Origin of the sequence: Pseudoalteromonas agarivorans, from assembly GCF_024518735.1 — a bacterium.
Taxonomy (GTDB): Bacteria; Pseudomonadota; Gammaproteobacteria; order Enterobacterales; family Alteromonadaceae; genus Pseudoalteromonas; species Pseudoalteromonas atlantica.
In genome coordinates this window covers 770,935-786,340 of record NZ_JANIGJ010000001.1, presented here as the reverse complement: position 1 = coordinate 786,340, position 15,406 = coordinate 770,935, and the positions used below count along the sequence as shown (strand labels likewise).

Annotated in this window: 19 protein-coding genes; 10 read left to right on the top strand and 9 right to left on the bottom strand. The window is 39.7% G+C overall.

The window, feature by feature from the left end:
• Window position 1 precedes the first annotated feature (1 nt).
• The 6 genes from moaC (at window position 2) to NQT65_RS03455 (ending at window position 3,045) form a co-directional block, all read left to right on the top strand.
• On the top strand, window positions 2–472 hold the full coding sequence (gene moaC / locus NQT65_RS03480; RefSeq protein WP_004587754.1) for a cyclic pyranopterin monophosphate synthase MoaC: 471 nt from the start codon (window positions 2–4) through the stop codon (window positions 470–472).
• Window positions 450–749 carry a MoaD/ThiS family protein gene (locus NQT65_RS03475; protein WP_256850518.1) on the top strand — a complete coding sequence of 100 codons (300 nt, stop codon included), beginning with the start codon at window positions 450–452 and terminating at the stop codon, window positions 747–749. The genes moaC and NQT65_RS03475 overlap by 23 nt, the downstream gene beginning before the upstream one ends.
• Complete coding sequence (gene moaE / locus NQT65_RS03470) at window positions 749–1,207, top strand: molybdopterin synthase catalytic subunit MoaE (protein ID WP_256850517.1); 459 nt, start codon at window positions 749–751, stop codon at window positions 1,205–1,207. Before NQT65_RS03475 ends, moaE begins: the two co-directional genes overlap by 1 nt.
• Before the next feature lie 39 nt (window positions 1,208–1,246).
• On the top strand, window positions 1,247–1,612 hold the full coding sequence (locus tag NQT65_RS03465; RefSeq protein WP_256850516.1) for a hypothetical protein: 366 nt from the start codon (window positions 1,247–1,249) through the stop codon (window positions 1,610–1,612).
• Window positions 1,613–1,639: 27 nt separating this feature from the next.
• A complete protein-coding gene (locus NQT65_RS03460) occupies window positions 1,640–2,326 on the top strand; it encodes a hypothetical protein (RefSeq protein ID WP_256850515.1) in 687 nt (228 codons plus the stop codon).
• A gap of 74 nt (window positions 2,327–2,400) precedes the next feature.
• Window positions 2,401–3,045 carry an MOSC domain-containing protein gene (locus NQT65_RS03455; protein WP_256850514.1) on the top strand — a complete coding sequence of 215 codons (645 nt, stop codon included), beginning with the start codon at window positions 2,401–2,403 and terminating at the stop codon, window positions 3,043–3,045.
• A gap of 57 nt (window positions 3,046–3,102) precedes the next feature.
• On the opposite strand, the gene NQT65_RS03450 is transcribed toward NQT65_RS03455, so the two are convergent.
• Window positions 3,103–3,759 carry a bifunctional 4-hydroxy-2-oxoglutarate aldolase/2-dehydro-3-deoxy-phosphogluconate aldolase gene (locus NQT65_RS03450; RefSeq protein WP_256850513.1) on the bottom strand — a complete coding sequence of 219 codons (657 nt, stop codon included), beginning with the start codon at window positions 3,757–3,759 and terminating at the stop codon, window positions 3,103–3,105.
• Window positions 3,760–4,015: 256 nt separating this feature from the next.
• Window positions 4,016–6,037 (bottom strand): methionine--tRNA ligase, encoded by a 2,022-nt coding sequence (metG, locus tag NQT65_RS03445; RefSeq protein WP_064385641.1) that lies wholly within the window; start codon window positions 6,035–6,037, stop codon window positions 4,016–4,018.
• 186 nt (window positions 6,038–6,223) lie between these two features.
• Between metG and apbC the strand changes: the two genes are divergently transcribed.
• Both apbC and dcd read left to right on the top strand, forming a co-directional pair.
• Window positions 6,224–7,300, top strand: coding sequence for an iron-sulfur cluster carrier protein ApbC (gene apbC / locus NQT65_RS03440; protein ID WP_256850512.1), 1,077 nt, complete (start codon window positions 6,224–6,226; stop codon window positions 7,298–7,300).
• A 6-nt stretch (window positions 7,301–7,306) separates the two neighbouring features.
• Window positions 7,307–7,894, top strand: a complete 588-nt coding sequence (gene dcd, locus NQT65_RS03435) for a dCTP deaminase (RefSeq protein WP_256850511.1) — start codon at window positions 7,307–7,309, stop codon at window positions 7,892–7,894.
• Between the two features lie 92 nt (window positions 7,895–7,986).
• Here the strand turns inward: dcd and NQT65_RS03430 are convergent, their stop codons facing one another.
• From NQT65_RS03430 to NQT65_RS03420, 3 genes are all read right to left on the bottom strand, one after another.
• Window positions 7,987–8,646: a type IV pili methyl-accepting chemotaxis transducer N-terminal domain-containing protein gene (locus tag NQT65_RS03430; protein ID WP_256850510.1), complete on the bottom strand. Its 660-nt coding sequence runs from the start codon at window positions 8,644–8,646 to the stop codon at window positions 7,987–7,989.
• A 98-nt stretch (window positions 8,647–8,744) separates the two neighbouring features.
• Window positions 8,745–9,527, bottom strand: coding sequence for a CLCA_X family protein (locus tag NQT65_RS03425; RefSeq protein ID WP_256850509.1), 783 nt, complete (start codon window positions 9,525–9,527; stop codon window positions 8,745–8,747).
• Window positions 9,528–9,543: 16 nt separating this feature from the next.
• The gene (locus NQT65_RS03420; RefSeq protein WP_256845918.1) at window positions 9,544–10,140 is read right to left on the bottom strand and encodes a tRNA-uridine aminocarboxypropyltransferase; all 597 of its coding nucleotides are present in this window, start codon (window positions 10,138–10,140) and stop codon (window positions 9,544–9,546) included.
• A gap of 137 nt (window positions 10,141–10,277) precedes the next feature.
• Here NQT65_RS03420 and NQT65_RS03415 point away from each other — a divergent pair, with 137 nt between their 5' ends.
• On the top strand, window positions 10,278–10,622 hold the full coding sequence (locus tag NQT65_RS03415; protein ID WP_004587765.1) for an Hpt domain-containing protein: 345 nt from the start codon (window positions 10,278–10,280) through the stop codon (window positions 10,620–10,622).
• A 260-nt stretch (window positions 10,623–10,882) separates the two neighbouring features.
• Window positions 10,883–12,100 carry a pyridoxal phosphate-dependent aminotransferase gene (locus NQT65_RS03410; protein ID WP_004587766.1) on the top strand — a complete coding sequence of 406 codons (1,218 nt, stop codon included), beginning with the start codon at window positions 10,883–10,885 and terminating at the stop codon, window positions 12,098–12,100.
• An 84-nt stretch (window positions 12,101–12,184) separates the two neighbouring features.
• On the opposite strand, the gene NQT65_RS03405 is transcribed toward NQT65_RS03410, so the two are convergent.
• From NQT65_RS03405 to NQT65_RS03390, 4 genes are all read right to left on the bottom strand, one after another.
• The gene (locus NQT65_RS03405; RefSeq protein WP_004587767.1) at window positions 12,185–12,652 is read right to left on the bottom strand and encodes an outer membrane lipoprotein; all 468 of its coding nucleotides are present in this window, start codon (window positions 12,650–12,652) and stop codon (window positions 12,185–12,187) included.
• A gap of 215 nt (window positions 12,653–12,867) precedes the next feature.
• Window positions 12,868–13,485, bottom strand: a complete 618-nt coding sequence (lpoB, locus tag NQT65_RS03400) for a penicillin-binding protein activator LpoB (RefSeq protein WP_024032666.1) — start codon at window positions 13,483–13,485, stop codon at window positions 12,868–12,870.
• An 11-nt stretch (window positions 13,486–13,496) separates the two neighbouring features.
• Entirely contained in the window at window positions 13,497–13,922 is a 426-nt protein-coding gene (locus NQT65_RS03395) for a YcfL family putative periplasmic lipoprotein (RefSeq protein ID WP_256850508.1), read from the bottom strand.
• 8 nt (window positions 13,923–13,930) lie between these two features.
• Entirely contained in the window at window positions 13,931–15,295 is a 1,365-nt protein-coding gene (locus NQT65_RS03390) for a COG3014 family protein (RefSeq protein WP_256850507.1), read from the bottom strand.
• Between the last annotated feature and the right edge of the window lie 111 nt (window positions 15,296–15,406).

Below are 15,406 nucleotides of genomic sequence, written 5' to 3'. Positions count from 1 at the left end.
TATGCTGAGCCACGTAGACGAAAATGGCCAAGCAAATATGGTTGATGTATCGCTAAAAGAGGTCACTCTGCGCGATGCATCTGCCGAGGCCTACATTAAAATGAGCAAACAGGCTTTTGAGCAAGTGTTGCTTAATCAAAATAAAAAAGGTGACGTGCTAGGCGTTGCCAGAATTGCGGGTATTCAGGGCGCTAAAAAGTGCGCTGATTTAATTCCGCTTTGTCACCCGCTGGCACTGAGTAAAGTAGCCGTTGATTTTGAACTTGATGAAGCAAATAGCCAAATTAAAGTCACCAGCTACTGTAAATTAGCAGGTAAAACGGGCGTTGAAATGGAAGCGCTCACCGCTGTATCTGTAGCGACCCTTACATTATTTGATATGTGTAAAGCCGCCGATCCGCTTATGGAAATACACGGTATGCGTGTAACGCAAAAAGCAGGAGGCAAGCATGGTAGCTGGCAGCGAGACTAATTTAAATGATACTGATGCAGCTGCAGGGCATGTAAACGTACTGTTTTTTGGCCAACTAAAAGAGCGCCTAAAGTGTGATAAGTTAACCGTTGATATAGCGCATACCCTTAGCATTAAAGCGTTTAAACACATGCTGGTTGAGCAAAACCCAGATTGGCAGGCATGGCTTGAAGAGCGTGATGTATTGTGTGCGCTTAATCAAACTATGTCATCAAGCGATGAGCTTGTAAAAGCAGGGGATGAACTTGCTTTTTTCCCACCAGTGACAGGTGGCTAATGAGTATAAGTATTAACGTACAAACGCACGATTTTTCAGTAGGCGAGCAACATGACGCACTTTGCAGTAATAACAAAAGTGATGGTGCCGTAGTGACGTTTACAGGGCTGGTGCGAGAATTTAGCAGCGGCGATAACGTAATTGCACTTGAGCTTGAACACTACCCAGGGATGACTGAGCAACTACTGCAATCTATAGCCGAGCAAGCGCAAACACGCTGGCAACTTGCCCGCATAAGTATTATTCATCGAGTAGGCTATTTAGCGCTTGGAGAGCAAATTGTATTTGTTGGCGTAACTAGCCGCCATCGCCAAGCCGCGTTTGAAGGCGCACAGTTTATTATGGATTACTTAAAAAACCACGCCACGTTTTGGAAAAAAGAGCATTTTAAAGACTCCTCAAACTGGGTTGAGTTTAAACAAAGCGACAAGCAAGCATTAAACAAGTGGGAAAAGTAGGCCTGTGTAGGCCTATTTAAATGCGTTTGTAAAATATTAATGAAAAAGCTTATCTCAAAAAGAGAATCAATAGAGTCAGCTTACCTTTGGGTAGCGGCTCTACTTATTTTTATAATTATGTTAGAGCTATTAACTGGCTGGTCAATGGGGTCCAAAAGCTCACCGAGTCAATCTTTAAACATTAATCCGGAACAGTTTTGGTTTGAAATAAAACTTCACTGCAGCTTTGTTTCATGGGCAATTTTTAGAGCTTTTATTACATTCCCACTTTTTAGAGCGACTTACAATGGCATGCTTCGCTTTAGAGAAAAACACAAAACCGTAGCAAATATCCTTTTCTATGTACTTACCCCTGTATTTGTAGTGTTTCTCATTTTAACCTTGTTATATATTTTTGACTTATAATCTTACTTTGTTGATCATCAAGGATGAATGATGAAAATTTACACTCTCTTACTATTGGCTATTTTTTTACAGCCGTTTTGTATTTACTTTGCGTTGTATGCAAAAGCCAAATATTCATCAGATAACAAGCCAATTAACCAACTTGTATTAGGTGTAACGCCGAGTCTTGCATATCTATCGGCAGACGATTTTTTTGGGTCATTCGTTTTTCTATTTATGGTTAGCATAGTGTCACTTGTTTTATCGTTATCACTGAACTTTAAATATGTGATGACAAGAAAAATAAATACGAGCACTATCCTCACTTCAATTGTTTCATTTCTTTTGGCATTTGGGTTCTTTTATTGGTTAATTGGTCATTTTATAGTTGAAAACTGGTATGAAACATTTTGGCCCTCATTTTATTTTTTGGGACTACTTGTTAGTGTTCTTATTATAAAAATCATCGAAAAGAAGCGACAAATTGAAGACGGACTGAGTAATATGCTCGTGCTAGCTTTATGCGTTGCTGCCTCAGTTATTTCTGCATTTGGGGATGCATTTATTTTATGCACATTTATTAATATATTTTTACTTATTCCAATAGGTATAGCTATTGTGAGTAGTGGAGTTGATAAAACTTCTGCTGGTGGTATCGCCTTTTTTTATGGTTATGTTTTTATTATGAGTTTGCCTCTTTCAGGCCTACTGTATATAGCGCTTAGCTCTAGTTAAAGCATGTTAATATAGATTTTGAATAATAATATAAATTAGCTCTGAGCTGCTAAAGTATTAATTAAAGGTTTTATATGAAAATAATCTCTACCAATATCTCTAAAATAAAAACGGTTGAGCATAACGGCAAAGCCATTAAAACGGGCATATTTAAAACGCCAACCAATGAGCCGGTTGTTATTGAAAAGCTAAATATAATAGGTGATGAACAAGCCGATTTAGTCAATCATGGCGGGGTGGATAAAGCGATTTATGCGTTTTCGCATAATCATTACGATTATTGGAAGCGCACCCTTAAAAATGATGATTTAGCAGTCGGTGCCTTTGGCGAAAATTTCACAATCTCAGACCTTGATGAGCAAAACATTCACATAGGGGATCGTATTCGTATAGGTACTGCACTACTTGAAGTAAGCCAGCCCCGTGTGCCGTGCTTTAAATTGGCTATTGCACTTAATAATAAACAAAGCCTAAAACTGTTTACTCAGTATTACCACACGGGTGTTTATTTTAGAGTGCTTGAGCAAGGTGTTGCTAAAACGGGCGATGCCGTGACTATTGAACATAAAGCTGAGCATAACATTTCGGTTAAAACGTTGTTTCAGGCCTTTTTTGATAAACAATACCCAGATTATGAAAGCGTATTATTAGCAGCACTTGAACTACCCGAGCTTGCACTTGAGTGGCAAACTAAAATCAAAAAGAAGTTGGGTAGTTAAAAGAGCGTTATTAAAGCTGTATTACCCTTAATAAAAGCTCACTTTTAGCTGTATTGTTTAGTTTGTTAAGTGAGCGACCGCTGATATGTATTTGCACACCAATTGGCTTAATGTGTCGTATTGCTGTTTGCTATTTACTGGCTTACTAAAATCACTACTTACCGCCACTGCGCATGCCCCCGCTGCAAACCAATGTGTTAGGTTGTCTAAATTAATGCCGCCTACGGGCATTAATGGTACATCAGAAAAAGGCCCCGTTAGCGCTTTAAAGTAATTAACCCCCATACTGCCTGCAGGAAAAACTTTAATAATATCGGCGTTATACTCTATGGCATTGGCAACATCGGTAGGAGTGAGTGCGCCCATTAACACAGGTAAACCATGGCGGTGGGCAAGCTCTACCACGGCTTGATTAGTATTTGGTGTAACTATAAATTGCGCACCGGCATCAATCGCTTGTTGCGCATGGGCGGTGTTAATTATTGTGCCAGCGCCAATGAGTGTACTTTTATAAGCAGCCCGTGCTTTTGCTATTTCTTGATCAAAGCCAGGTGTATTTGAGGTGATTTCTAGTGCGTTAATGCCTGCATTAACTAAGCAATTAATTAAAGGGGCTACATCGCTTTGTTGCTTTAAGCGAAGTATAGCAACTAACTTATGTTGCTTTATTTGGTTGCTTATTTTTATTCTGTTGGCATTTAAAATTTGGCTCATAATGTCACTTCACTTTATTTAATACAGAGTCACACGTGTAACAGCAATCGGCAATAATACTTAATTATTTTGGGGTTAAACGCGTTAAAAAGCTCTCACCTTAATCATTTTGAATAACTAAATAGCGAGTTCTTGTCTAGTTATCTACACGCTTTTGCACCCTCAAAATAGCACACTTAATTAAGCGAATTGGTATGAACGTTTTTTTCTCATAAAAAAACCGCTGAAATATCAGCGGTTTTTTATAAGCAATAAATTACATTACACGCATGCCTGGCTCTGAGCCATCGTCTGGGTTAAGAATGTAAATTTCTTTACCGCCAGGGCCTGCAGCTAATACCATACCCTCTGACATACCAAAGCGCATTTTACGAGGCTTAAGGTTTGCAACCATTACAGTCAGTTTGCCTTCAATGTCTTCTGGTGCGTAAGCCGATTTAATACCAGCAAACACTTGGCGTGTTTCGCCGCCTAAATCCAGCGTAAGTTTAAGTAGCTTATCGGCGCCTTCAACATGCTCTGCTTTAGCAATTTTAGCAACGCGTAAGTCAACTTTTGCAAAGTCATCAAATTCAATTTCATCCGCAATTGGCTCTTTTGCAAGTGGGCTATTAGGGTCAATTGTTACTTTCGATTCTAGGCTTTCTTTTGATTCTTCAACCATTTTGTTCACTTTATCCATTTCTACACGTTGCATGAGCGGCTTAAATTTATTGATAGGATGTGCAACGAGTGCATTTTGAACGCCATCCCATGCTAAGTCGTCATTTAAAAAGGCTTCTACGTTTGCAGCCATACCTGGTAATACAGGTTTTAAATAGGTAATTAAAACACGGAACAAGTTAAGGCCAAGCGAGCACACTTCGTGCGCTTCTTGCTGTTTTGCTTCATCTTTAATGAGTACCCATGGCGCTGCGGCATCAATAAATTGGTTTGCTTTATCGGCTAGGGCCATAATTTCACGAATCGCGCGGCTGTATTCACGGTTTTCATAGTGGGCAGTAATGCTCGGTGCAGCAGCTTGAAATTCTTCAAGTAGTTCAGGCTGCATAATTGTGCTACTTAATTTACCGTCAAACTTTTTAGTAATAAAGCCTGCACAGCGGCTTGCTATGTTTACTACTTTACCTACTAGGTCTGAATTTACACGTTGTGCAAAGTCTTCTAGGTTTAAATCAAGGTCAATAATACCGCTGTTTAATTTAGCTGCGTAGTAATAACGTAAGTACTCTGGGTCTAGGTTATCAAGGTAAGTACGTGCTTTTATAAACGTACCCTTTGATTTAGACATTTTCTCGCCATTGACGGTTACAAAGCCATGTGCAAACACGTTAGTTGGCTTTCTAAAATTAGCGCCCTCTAGCATGGCTGGCCAAAATAAGCTGTGGAAGTAAATAATGTCTTTACCAATAAAGTGATAAAGCTCAGCATCAGACCCTTCAGCCCAAAATGCATCAAAGTCGAGGCCTTTTTCGTCACATAGATTTTTAAAGCTTGCCATGTAGCCAATTGGCGCATCTAGCCATACGTAAAAGTATTTGCCCGGTGCATTTGGAATTTCAAAACCAAAGTAAGGCGCATCGCGGCTAATATCCCACTGTTGCAGGCCATCGGTAAACCACTCATCTAACTTATTCGCCATTTCTTGCTGAATAGAGCCAGAGTGTAGCCACTCTTTAAGCATGCCTTCAAATGCTGGCAGGTCAAAAAAGTAATGCTCTGAATCTTTTAAAATTGGCTCTGCACCTGACATTACTGAGCGCGGGTTTATTAATTCGGTTGGGCTGTAAGTTGCGCCACACGAGTCACAGCTATCGCCATTTTGGTTTTCAGACTTACACGTTGGGCAAGTACCTGTTACAAAGCGATCTGGTAAAAATATGCCTTTTTCAGGGTCGAATAACTGTGAAATAGTGTGCTTTTTAATATGACCCGCATCATTAAGGCGGTTATAAATAAGCTCACTCAGCTCTTTATTTTCTGAGCTGTGGGTGCTGTGGTATTTATCAAACTTAATGTTAAAGTCGGCAAAGTCGCGCTGGCGTTCAATGCTTACATTTTTAACCATTTCTTCAGGCGTGATCCCTTGCTTTTGCGCATTAAGCATAATTGGCGTGCCGTGAGCATCGTCGGCGCAAACATAATAAGCTTCGTGGCCTTGTAGCTTTTGAAAACGTGACCAAATATCAGTTTGAATATATTCCAATAAATGGCCTAAGTGAGTAGGGCCATTTGCATAAGGTAATGCGCTGGTAATGAGGATCTTTCGCTGCGTCATAATCATTCCGAATTGAGGATAAATCACCATTTTTACTACAAAAAGGCGGTTATCATTAATTTATCCATAAGCTTTGGACTAACGGTACGCGCAGCTTATGGATTTTTGTTAATTGACTGGTGTTAATGCCCTGAATGTTACATAATTCTGTGGCACTTTTCATCAAAGAAACGCTATTTAATTGCTATGTTTGGACTGTCGAAACTATTCTCCTCTAAATCGGTGCAAAAACAACCGATTATTACTGCCTTAGCGGCGTATCGAAGCGCGGCATTTTCCGTAGGTATTGATGAAAGTTTTATTGATACCATTTCGCAAAATGACGATAAATCAATACACATTAAAATAACGCTGCCATTTGCGGCTCAATCAGAAATGCCATTAGTTGAGCAGCACGTAAGTGAAAATATAAATACACCGGTTACCATAGACTCTGTGGTGAGTATAAAAGAGCCTGCAAAATTTAAAGCCATTAAACACATTGTGCTGATTGCCTCAGGTAAAGGGGGGGTAGGAAAATCAACTACTGCTGTAAATTTAGCCGGGGCGCTTAAAAGCGAAGGCGCAAAAGTAGGGATTTTAGATGCTGATATTTATGGGCCATCTATTCCTATGTTATTGGGGCTTGTAGGCGCAGAGCCGCAAACCAAAGATAACAAACTGCTTCAACCATTTGATGCCAACGGCATTAAAGCGCAATCAATCGGCTTTTTAGTGCCAAGTGATGATGCAACGGTATGGCGAGGGCCAATGGCATCGGGAGCGCTCAACCAATTATTAAACGAAACTGATTGGGGCGAACTAGATTACTTAATCGTTGATATGCCACCGGGTACGGGCGATATACAGCTAACAATGAGCCAAAAAGTGCCTGCCAGCGGCACTGTTATTGTGACTACGCCACAAGATTTAGCCCTTGCCGATGCGCAAAAAGGCATTGCAATGTTTAATAAAGTAAACGTACCTGTGCTTGGGCTTATAGAAAATATGAGTCACTACATTTGTAGCCACTGCGGTGAATCCAACCATGTGTTTGGCAAAGATGGCGCAGAAAAACTTGCTCATAAACACGGCGTACCGGTGTTAAGCCATATTCCACTTGCCATAGATATTCGTGAATACTCAGAGCAAGGTAAATTAATCGCCAGCGATACCAGCGCGGCTATTAGCAACACATACAGCGCAGCGGCAAGATTGATTGCCAGCACGCTTTTTTATCAGCAGCACCAACACAGTGTTGAGATAGTGATAACGCAGGACTAAGAAAAAATGAGACTCTCAGATACCCATATAAAAGAATATTTAAGCGATGGCCGCATAGTGATTGAGCCTGCGCCGACTAATGAAATGATTTCGGGTGTGACAGCCGACTTGCGCTTAGGGAACAAATTTAGAACCTTTAACGCACATAACGCAGCGTACGTAGATTTAAGTGGCCCTAAAGATCAGTTAAATAAGGCTATGGAATCAATCATGAGTGAAGAGATTGAGCTTGCCGACGGCGAAGCTTTCTTTTTACACCCAGGTGAGCTGGCATTGGCCATTACCCATGAAAAAGTAACACTTCCTGCCGACATAGTAGGCTGGTTAGATGGTCGTTCGTCGCTTGCCCGCTTAGGTTTAATGGTGCATGTAACAGCGCACAGAATCGACCCAGGTTGGAGTGGTAATATTGTTTTAGAATTTTACAATTCAGGTAAGTTGCCACTGGCGCTGCGCCCAATGATGAAAATTGGTGCAATGAGCTTTGAAATGCTTTCAGGCCCCTGCGAAAAGCCTTATAACATTCGTAAAGACGCAAAATATAAAGATCAAAGCAGTGCTGTAGCAAGCCGTATTAGCGACGATAACCTATAACAATATAAATCTATTAAGCGTTTAAATGGCTTTTTTTGCTAGCTTAAACGCTTAATAATTTATACCAATGTGCATTATTGCGTAAACTGATATTAAATGTGTTTTTTATTTCTGGCTTTATAAACGAGTAAAAACTCGACTAATATAGATAATAAAATAACTATAATTACAATGCCTTGAATAGTGTGTAGCCTTTTAACCCTGTCAACACTCTCTTTTTCGTACTGCATAACTACCGTATTAAACGCTTTTAAAAGTGGCTCTTTTGCTAAAGAAAAAAAGCTTTCTTGCGCTGTATCTAAATTAAGTGTTTGTGTTTTTAACTTTAGTACTTCTTCAACTCTATCTGAAAACATACTTAATTTTTTATCGACATTAATAGGCTCTTTAAAATACATTGCTAACAACTCCTTAGATAGCGGGCTTTCATCGCCTAATACTTGCGCCCCATAATGCTCACTTAATAAGTATTTATGATTATTTTTTAAAGAGTTTAAAGCATTAATGGCCAGTAATTTAGAATCCTGCGAGCCATACATTAAGTACTCTAAAGTAAACATGCTCACCCGTTGCGAAAGCATTCTTTGTTGGCCACTTACATTTACGAGTTTTCCAGTATCGGTTTGCGCGTCTATTACTTCATCAAGCATAAAGTGAATACAGATAGATAAAATTGCAATTACAGTTAAGGGAACAATATAAATAAAAGAGATAGCGCCATGCTTTTTATTTGTAAAATCAGTATTTACCATTTAATTGCTACTTAATTTAAAATTATTAATGCTTTAGGATAGGATAGATTAAATATAAGATTTTTCACGTAATTAAAGTTTACAAGGTAGTTTGTGGCTTATTGAGATTTATGAAGTGCATAACCTAGTAGTTCAAAATACTTATTAAGGGCTTTATTTGCTTTATTAACATGCTGAGCATTTGGGTATATCAAGTTACTGCTTTTTAAGCCACTAACCAAAAAACTATTTTGTATCGTGCTGTGGGCATCTATGCAGGCTTCAAAGCAGCGCGCTGCTAACTCCTCAGGCATACTCATGTAGTTCAAGTCATGCGCTTGGTCGTGTTTTATGCACGTTTGTACAAATTCATTCGCATCTTCCCCATTTAAATCTAAAAACACGTTTTTGTAAAAATCGTTTAGCGCACTATTAAGTGGGTGCGATAAATTTGGCGTGTTTGAAAGCCACAGCTTTGAGGCAAACCCAAAGCGAGGTTTTGCATTAAATAAATGCTCGCTTATATGGTGATCAAAGGCATGAAACCATTCGTGAGCCAATGCGCCACCGCCGGCGTTTTTTGCTAAAGCAAGGGTTTGTGAAGCTGCGTTATAATGCGCTTGGACGCCTTTTTGACCGCCATGCCCAAAGGCAAAATTTAGTTTGCCGCGCAGGCCAATAGCTTTGGGCGGTAAATGTAATATTTGAGCAAGGTCGGCGAGGGCATCGTAAATTAAGTTTGCACTAATAAAATGCTCTTCTTTGGTTACCCATTTTCCTACAACCATAGATCTAAAGCCAAAGGTGTCTCTAATATCACTAAAGTCAACTTGGTCGTCAAAGCGGTAGTCTGGCCCTTTACGAGTGAATCCGCGTTTTAATCTGTTTAGGTAATTACGCATTTACATTTAATTGTGGCTAATTTAAGTAACGTGCTTTTACGTGTTCGGGCATGTGTTGGGTTTGTTTTTGTATTAATTCGTCTAATAAATTGTAAAGTGGAGCAGGGTTTAGCTGCTCTATTAACAACAAACTATGTGCAACGGCCTCAAGCGTAGAGAGACTGTCGGCTCTGGGAGCTTTTCTAATAGCGTAACGGTTTTGCGGTAACTGCTTAAAGCTCACTGTTTTAAATTTAGTGAGTAGCGGGGTCAGCTGCAAAATTTTATAGGCTTTTTTCCAGGTGCCATCAATCACGATTAAATGCGTAATGTTACTTAAGGCTGGCTTTGGGTTTGTATCATCTAAGTAGGTGGCGTGCTCATTAGGGTAGAGCAGTACAGTGGAATCCAAAGGTAAAGAGTTGAGCATGGCAAAGTCGGTGTTATTTTCCCCTTTGATTATTTTGCAGTCAGTTAGGCTCAAATTAAGCAATTTTGCCGTGTTTTTCGCTATTTTTTCTTCACTGGGGTGTTGTAGAATAACCACGCTAACTTTATTTGTTAAACGTTTAATGGCCCCGCATATACAGGTAGAGGGCGTAAACAAACAGCGTTCACAAACTTGGCGAGTCATTAATTAAACTTTTTATTGCGAGTGTATTTTGATAATTATACATTTATAAAGTAATAAAGTTGGATTTTTTTACGCATAGATATACAGTAATACTATTAATTATAAAATGACACGGAATGTTTAGAAGGGCTTAAAATATGACAGAAGTACAAATAGATGAGGCTGCTCTAGAAAGTATGCAGTCGTTACTTGGTGAGCAGTTTAAAGATACACTTGAATTTTGCTGCAGTGAATTTGAGCGCCTTGGTAATGAAGTAATTGCAACCATTGGTAACGATAAAGAAGCGGCGATTCGTCATGCCCATAGTTTAAAGTCGAACGCGGCACAGTTTGGTGCCACGAGTTTATCTGATGTAGCCCGTGATATTGAACTTAATCTCAATCAAGATAACTTAGCGCAAGCTGTTACTGCATCTACAGATTTATTGGCGCAAGTAAGTGGTTCGCAAGCCCAATTAAGAGCGTGGGTAGAGTCTAATTAACTTTATTTGTTAACGTGAATTTATTTCAGTATTAAGCAACTAATTACGCTGGCATTTTACGCCTTTACTAGGGTAGTCTTAGACTTTACTAGGGCGTGTTTGGCCTCTCGATAATAAATTTGATCACGCATTGCCCAAGGGCCACCTTGGGTAGTTACACAATTTTACCGAGCCCGTTAGGTTATAACCCTCGCATTGAACAAACCCACTCCTAGTTAATTATTTTTTCCATAAAGCCAGTTCGCCCCAAAGAGGTAAAAATGTCAGATATTAAAAAGAGTCACAAATTAGAAGGTGTATGTTATGACATTCGTGGACCGGTTTTAGCGCAAGCCAAAAAAATGGAAGACGAAGGTCAAAAGGTACTAAAGCTTAATATTGGTAACCCTGCGGCGTTTGGTTTTGATATGCCGGAGGACATGCACCGCGATATTATTCGTAATTTGTATTCGGCCCAAGGCTACTGCGACTCAAAGGGGCTATATTCAGCCCGTGTAGCGGTTTATCAGCATTACCAGCAACGAGGTTTGCATAACCTAGATGTAGATAATATTTATATTGGTAATGGGGTGAGCGAGCTTATTCAAATGATCACCCAAGCGTTATTAAATAACGATGATGAAGTGCTTATTCCAGCGCCTGATTACCCACTGTGGACCGCGTCAGTTAAATTAGCAGGGGGCAACCCTGTTCATTATTTATGTGATGAAGAGCAAGACTGGTTTCCAGATATTGCTGATATAAAAAGTAAAATTACATCTAAAACAAAAGCGCTTGTACTAATTAACCCTAATAACCCAACCGGCGCGGTTTATAGTGACGATTTACTTTTAGAGTTAATTAATGTGGCGCGCGAGCATAAGCTGTTATTGCTTAGCGATGAAATTTACGAAAAGATTTTATACGATGGCATCACTCACACCTCAATTGGTGCGCTATGCGATGATGTGCCCATTATTACCTTTAATGGCTTAGCTAAAACCTACCGTGCGGCAGGTATTCGAATGGGCTGGATGGTACTAAGCGGGCGCACCTCAGCAATGGAAGATTTACGCAAAGGGCTAGATATTTTATCGTCTATGCGTTTGTGTGCCAATGTACCCGCCCAGTATGCGATACAACAAGCGCTAGGGGGCGTGCAATCAATAGATAGCTTAATCGACCCAGGCGGGCGATTATATGTTCAGCGCGATATTGCTTGGCGTGGGCTTAATGCTATTGAAGGGATAAGCTGTAAAAAGCCAAAGGGGGCGCTTTACGCGTTTGCTAAGGTAGATACGGCTCATTTTAATGTCACTGATGATGAAAAAATGATGTTTGATTTACTAAAAGCAGAAAAAATATTATTAGTGCATGGGCGTGCATTTAATTGGCCAGAGCCTGATCACTTTAGGTTAGTGTTTTTACCTAACAAAGACGATTTATCGAGTGCGATGCTTAAAATGCAGCGCTTTTTTAAAGACTATCGCCAAGTTTAGTTAATTCCAACTAATGCGCTGTAAAATAAAAAACGAGCTTAAATAGCTCGTTTTTTATTTACGCGATAATGCTGATACGGGCTGTTAGTACGCGCGGTCAACTCTTACGGTATTATCACTTAAATAGACCAACCGTACGTTATCACCTTTACTAAAGCGCATTGACTGGTCTTGGTCTTGTACCACCATGTATTGATCGCCGTTTTCTACCTGAATCAATAACTCTACTAGGTGTGTTTGCTTATAATAGCTTTTTTGCTGATTATTATGCGCCACGCTTCCGCCAATGACTGAGCCTAAAATAGTAGCGACGGTACGACCGCTCCCACCACCAAATTGATTACCGACAACCCCCCCGAGTAGGGCGCCGCCAAAGGTTTTCCAGCCATTGTTTTTGTCTTGCACAAGCTCTTGTTCGGTAATTTTACGTACAGATTTTACATCGCCAAATAAAACCTGTTGTACAGGCACGGCTTTGTTTCGCTCATAGTTAGCAAAACTTGGTGCACTGAGTGTAAGCAATGCACACATTGCTATAGTTAAGGCTTTCATAGGTGTCTCCTATTGGTGTTACGCAAAGGCAATATTTTTGCCTTTGCGTGGAAATGTATACCAATGCGAAAAATACTTAATCATTTTGCGGCTAAACGTGTCACTACCGGCGTTAAAAATTCTCATTTAAAACAAATAAATAGCAATTTTTCCCTAGTAATCAACGCGTTTATTCCGCCTCAAAATAGATCAGTTAATTTAGCTAATTGGTATTATTACCAACCAAATGTCGATTTTTCTTTCGTTTTACGAATTTCAGTTTCGTCTGCCCACTCGACTAGGCCGCTTTGCATATCCATTAAGCGCATTGTAAATTTGTAATACACATCTGATTTATCAGCATTTGATTTAACAATGCTCGATAAGTTGCCGTACAACATGTATTGCGCACCAATTTGTTTACCAAAGGCAACTGCGGTGGCAGGGTTTACAAGGGCATCTTCGTTTTGAAAGTTAAGCTGCTCACGTACTGATTCAACACGGGTCATGTCAACAAAACGAAACTTACCGCTGCGCAATAGTTGCGTAGAGATTGAGTCGGTAATAGATTCAGTGTCTATGTGTTCACTGGTTTTATTTTTAATGCGCTCAACAAATACCACAGGGCGTTTGTTTTGGGTCATTGTGCCAATAACCGGCGAGCTAAGTAGTGAGTCGGTCATTTGGCTGGCTACTTTTTGTAAATCGGTAGAGCCAAAGTTTATATCGGTGGTTTCTACTGCTTGCGCGTCGCCATAACTAACTACGGCTTTATTGGCACACCCGCTTAAAATGAGGGCGCTGAGGCCAATAACTGCATAACTCGATAACGTTTTAAATTGTGTAGTGATCATCTTTATAACCCTTATTCTTTAAATTCTTGTGCGTCGGTAGACACTTCTCTTACAGCGAGCGAAAATGTAACCGCATCCGGTGTTGGCGCTAAGCCGGGTAATTGTGTTTTAGAAAAACCAAACAGTGTTAAGGCTTGCCAAGGTGAGTGGTTTCCTTTAATTACAAACCCGTCTTTGTCGTACCAATTAAACTGATACTGTAAATATTGCGACTTTTTATATTGGCTGCTTAGTGTTACTACCACGTCGGTTAACTGGTTTGTTTGGCGTGTTTTAACATCGGTAATGGCAAGCTTTTCACCTAGAGCAGGATTATCAACATGTAACTGCTCGTTAAATGTATTTTTGCTTTGCTCAACCGAAATGCCTGATGTATCAGGTTGGCTTGCACATGCCCCAAGCATTAATGCAGCCACTAATGGCAAAGTATTTTTCATGATGACTCCTAGAGTTGAACCACATGGTAGTTAAAATAGTTATTAATAGAGGTTAGGTAAATTAAGGTTAACCCTTGCTTACTAACGGTAAAATTAATAGGCGCATGGTTGCCTATTAAAAGTGTCTGCGACCCTGCATTTAAACTGCTACGAGCCATGCTTATTTGATTAGGTAAAGTAAGCCAACTGCGTGTATCAGCCTGTTCAGACGCCAAATTATAAATATTAGCAATAATATTGCCTACATCGCCTGTGCTACGTGCAAGCTCTGCGCGCACTTTTTCTTTGGCTACTAAGCGTAATATTTGCCTAGATACGCGAGCCGGTATTTGTTGCTCTAATGTTTTAGCCGCTAATGCTTCTATATGCACTAACGGGTTGAGCTCTAAATTTTGCGAACCTATATTTACGCCATTAATATTAGCTATAAACGCATTATCTTTATAAACTGGCATTGCTAAACTGTAAAAACGTGCATCGCCACCTGAGGTATAAATAGGCAAGCGTAATTTAAACTCATCTTGTTTAGGCACTAAGCCTTGTTCAACCAATATAACGACTTCACCGTGATTAGCCCGAAGGGGCTTTAATGGGCTAAAGCGGCGCTCAAACTCTTCTAAATCTTGGTTAAAACCTTGCTTTTTAGCTAATCGCATTACATCTTGCTGTAAGTAGTGATTATCAGGTTGAATCTCTAATGCTTTTTTATAATCAATGTAGGCATCATCGTATTGTTTATCACTTTGGTACAACAGCGCAGACAAATAAAACGTAAAGGCATTTTGAAAACCATTTTTAATACCGCGTGTCACATTACTCATACTTGGGTAATGCTGTTGTGCTTGCTCTATTGTGTCGTTTATTTGTGTTTGATTATCTGCAAGCGCATCGACTTGTACTTTGTTAGCGCGACGTATTTCAACCAAGGCGCCTTCTAAATCACTGTTGTATACATAATTAAGTGCTTTGTAGCTATGTAGCATGCTCATTTCATATGCCGGTGGTACATAGGTAATGGCAGAGTCGTTAGTAAATAAGGCGTTACTTTGTTCAAGCCCTGCACTTAATTGAATTTTTGCTGCTTCTTGTTTTGTTTGTACCTGGGCGTATACGTTTTCAAATTGTTGCTGTGAAAGACTTTGCTCGTTAGCAAGGTATTTTAAACGGGCTTGCTCTAATTGGTTAAGTAAATAGCTACTGTGTAACTTACTATTGTTGGCAATAAGTGATTGAGCCTGTTCAATATTGTTATTTTTAATTGCGTTTCTTACAGACGTCATTTGGCTTGCATAGTCGTTAAATAAATCATTAAAGCCTATGGTGCTGCATCCACTTAATATAAAACAAACACTTAAAATTATACTTTGGCGCACTGAGCACTCCTATATAGTTAGGTTTTAAAGATTAACATACTCTGGTTTTGGATTTGTGTGAAATAGTGTAAAAAAGCGTAGCCTACTTTAGGGCATATAGACTGTGAAGAT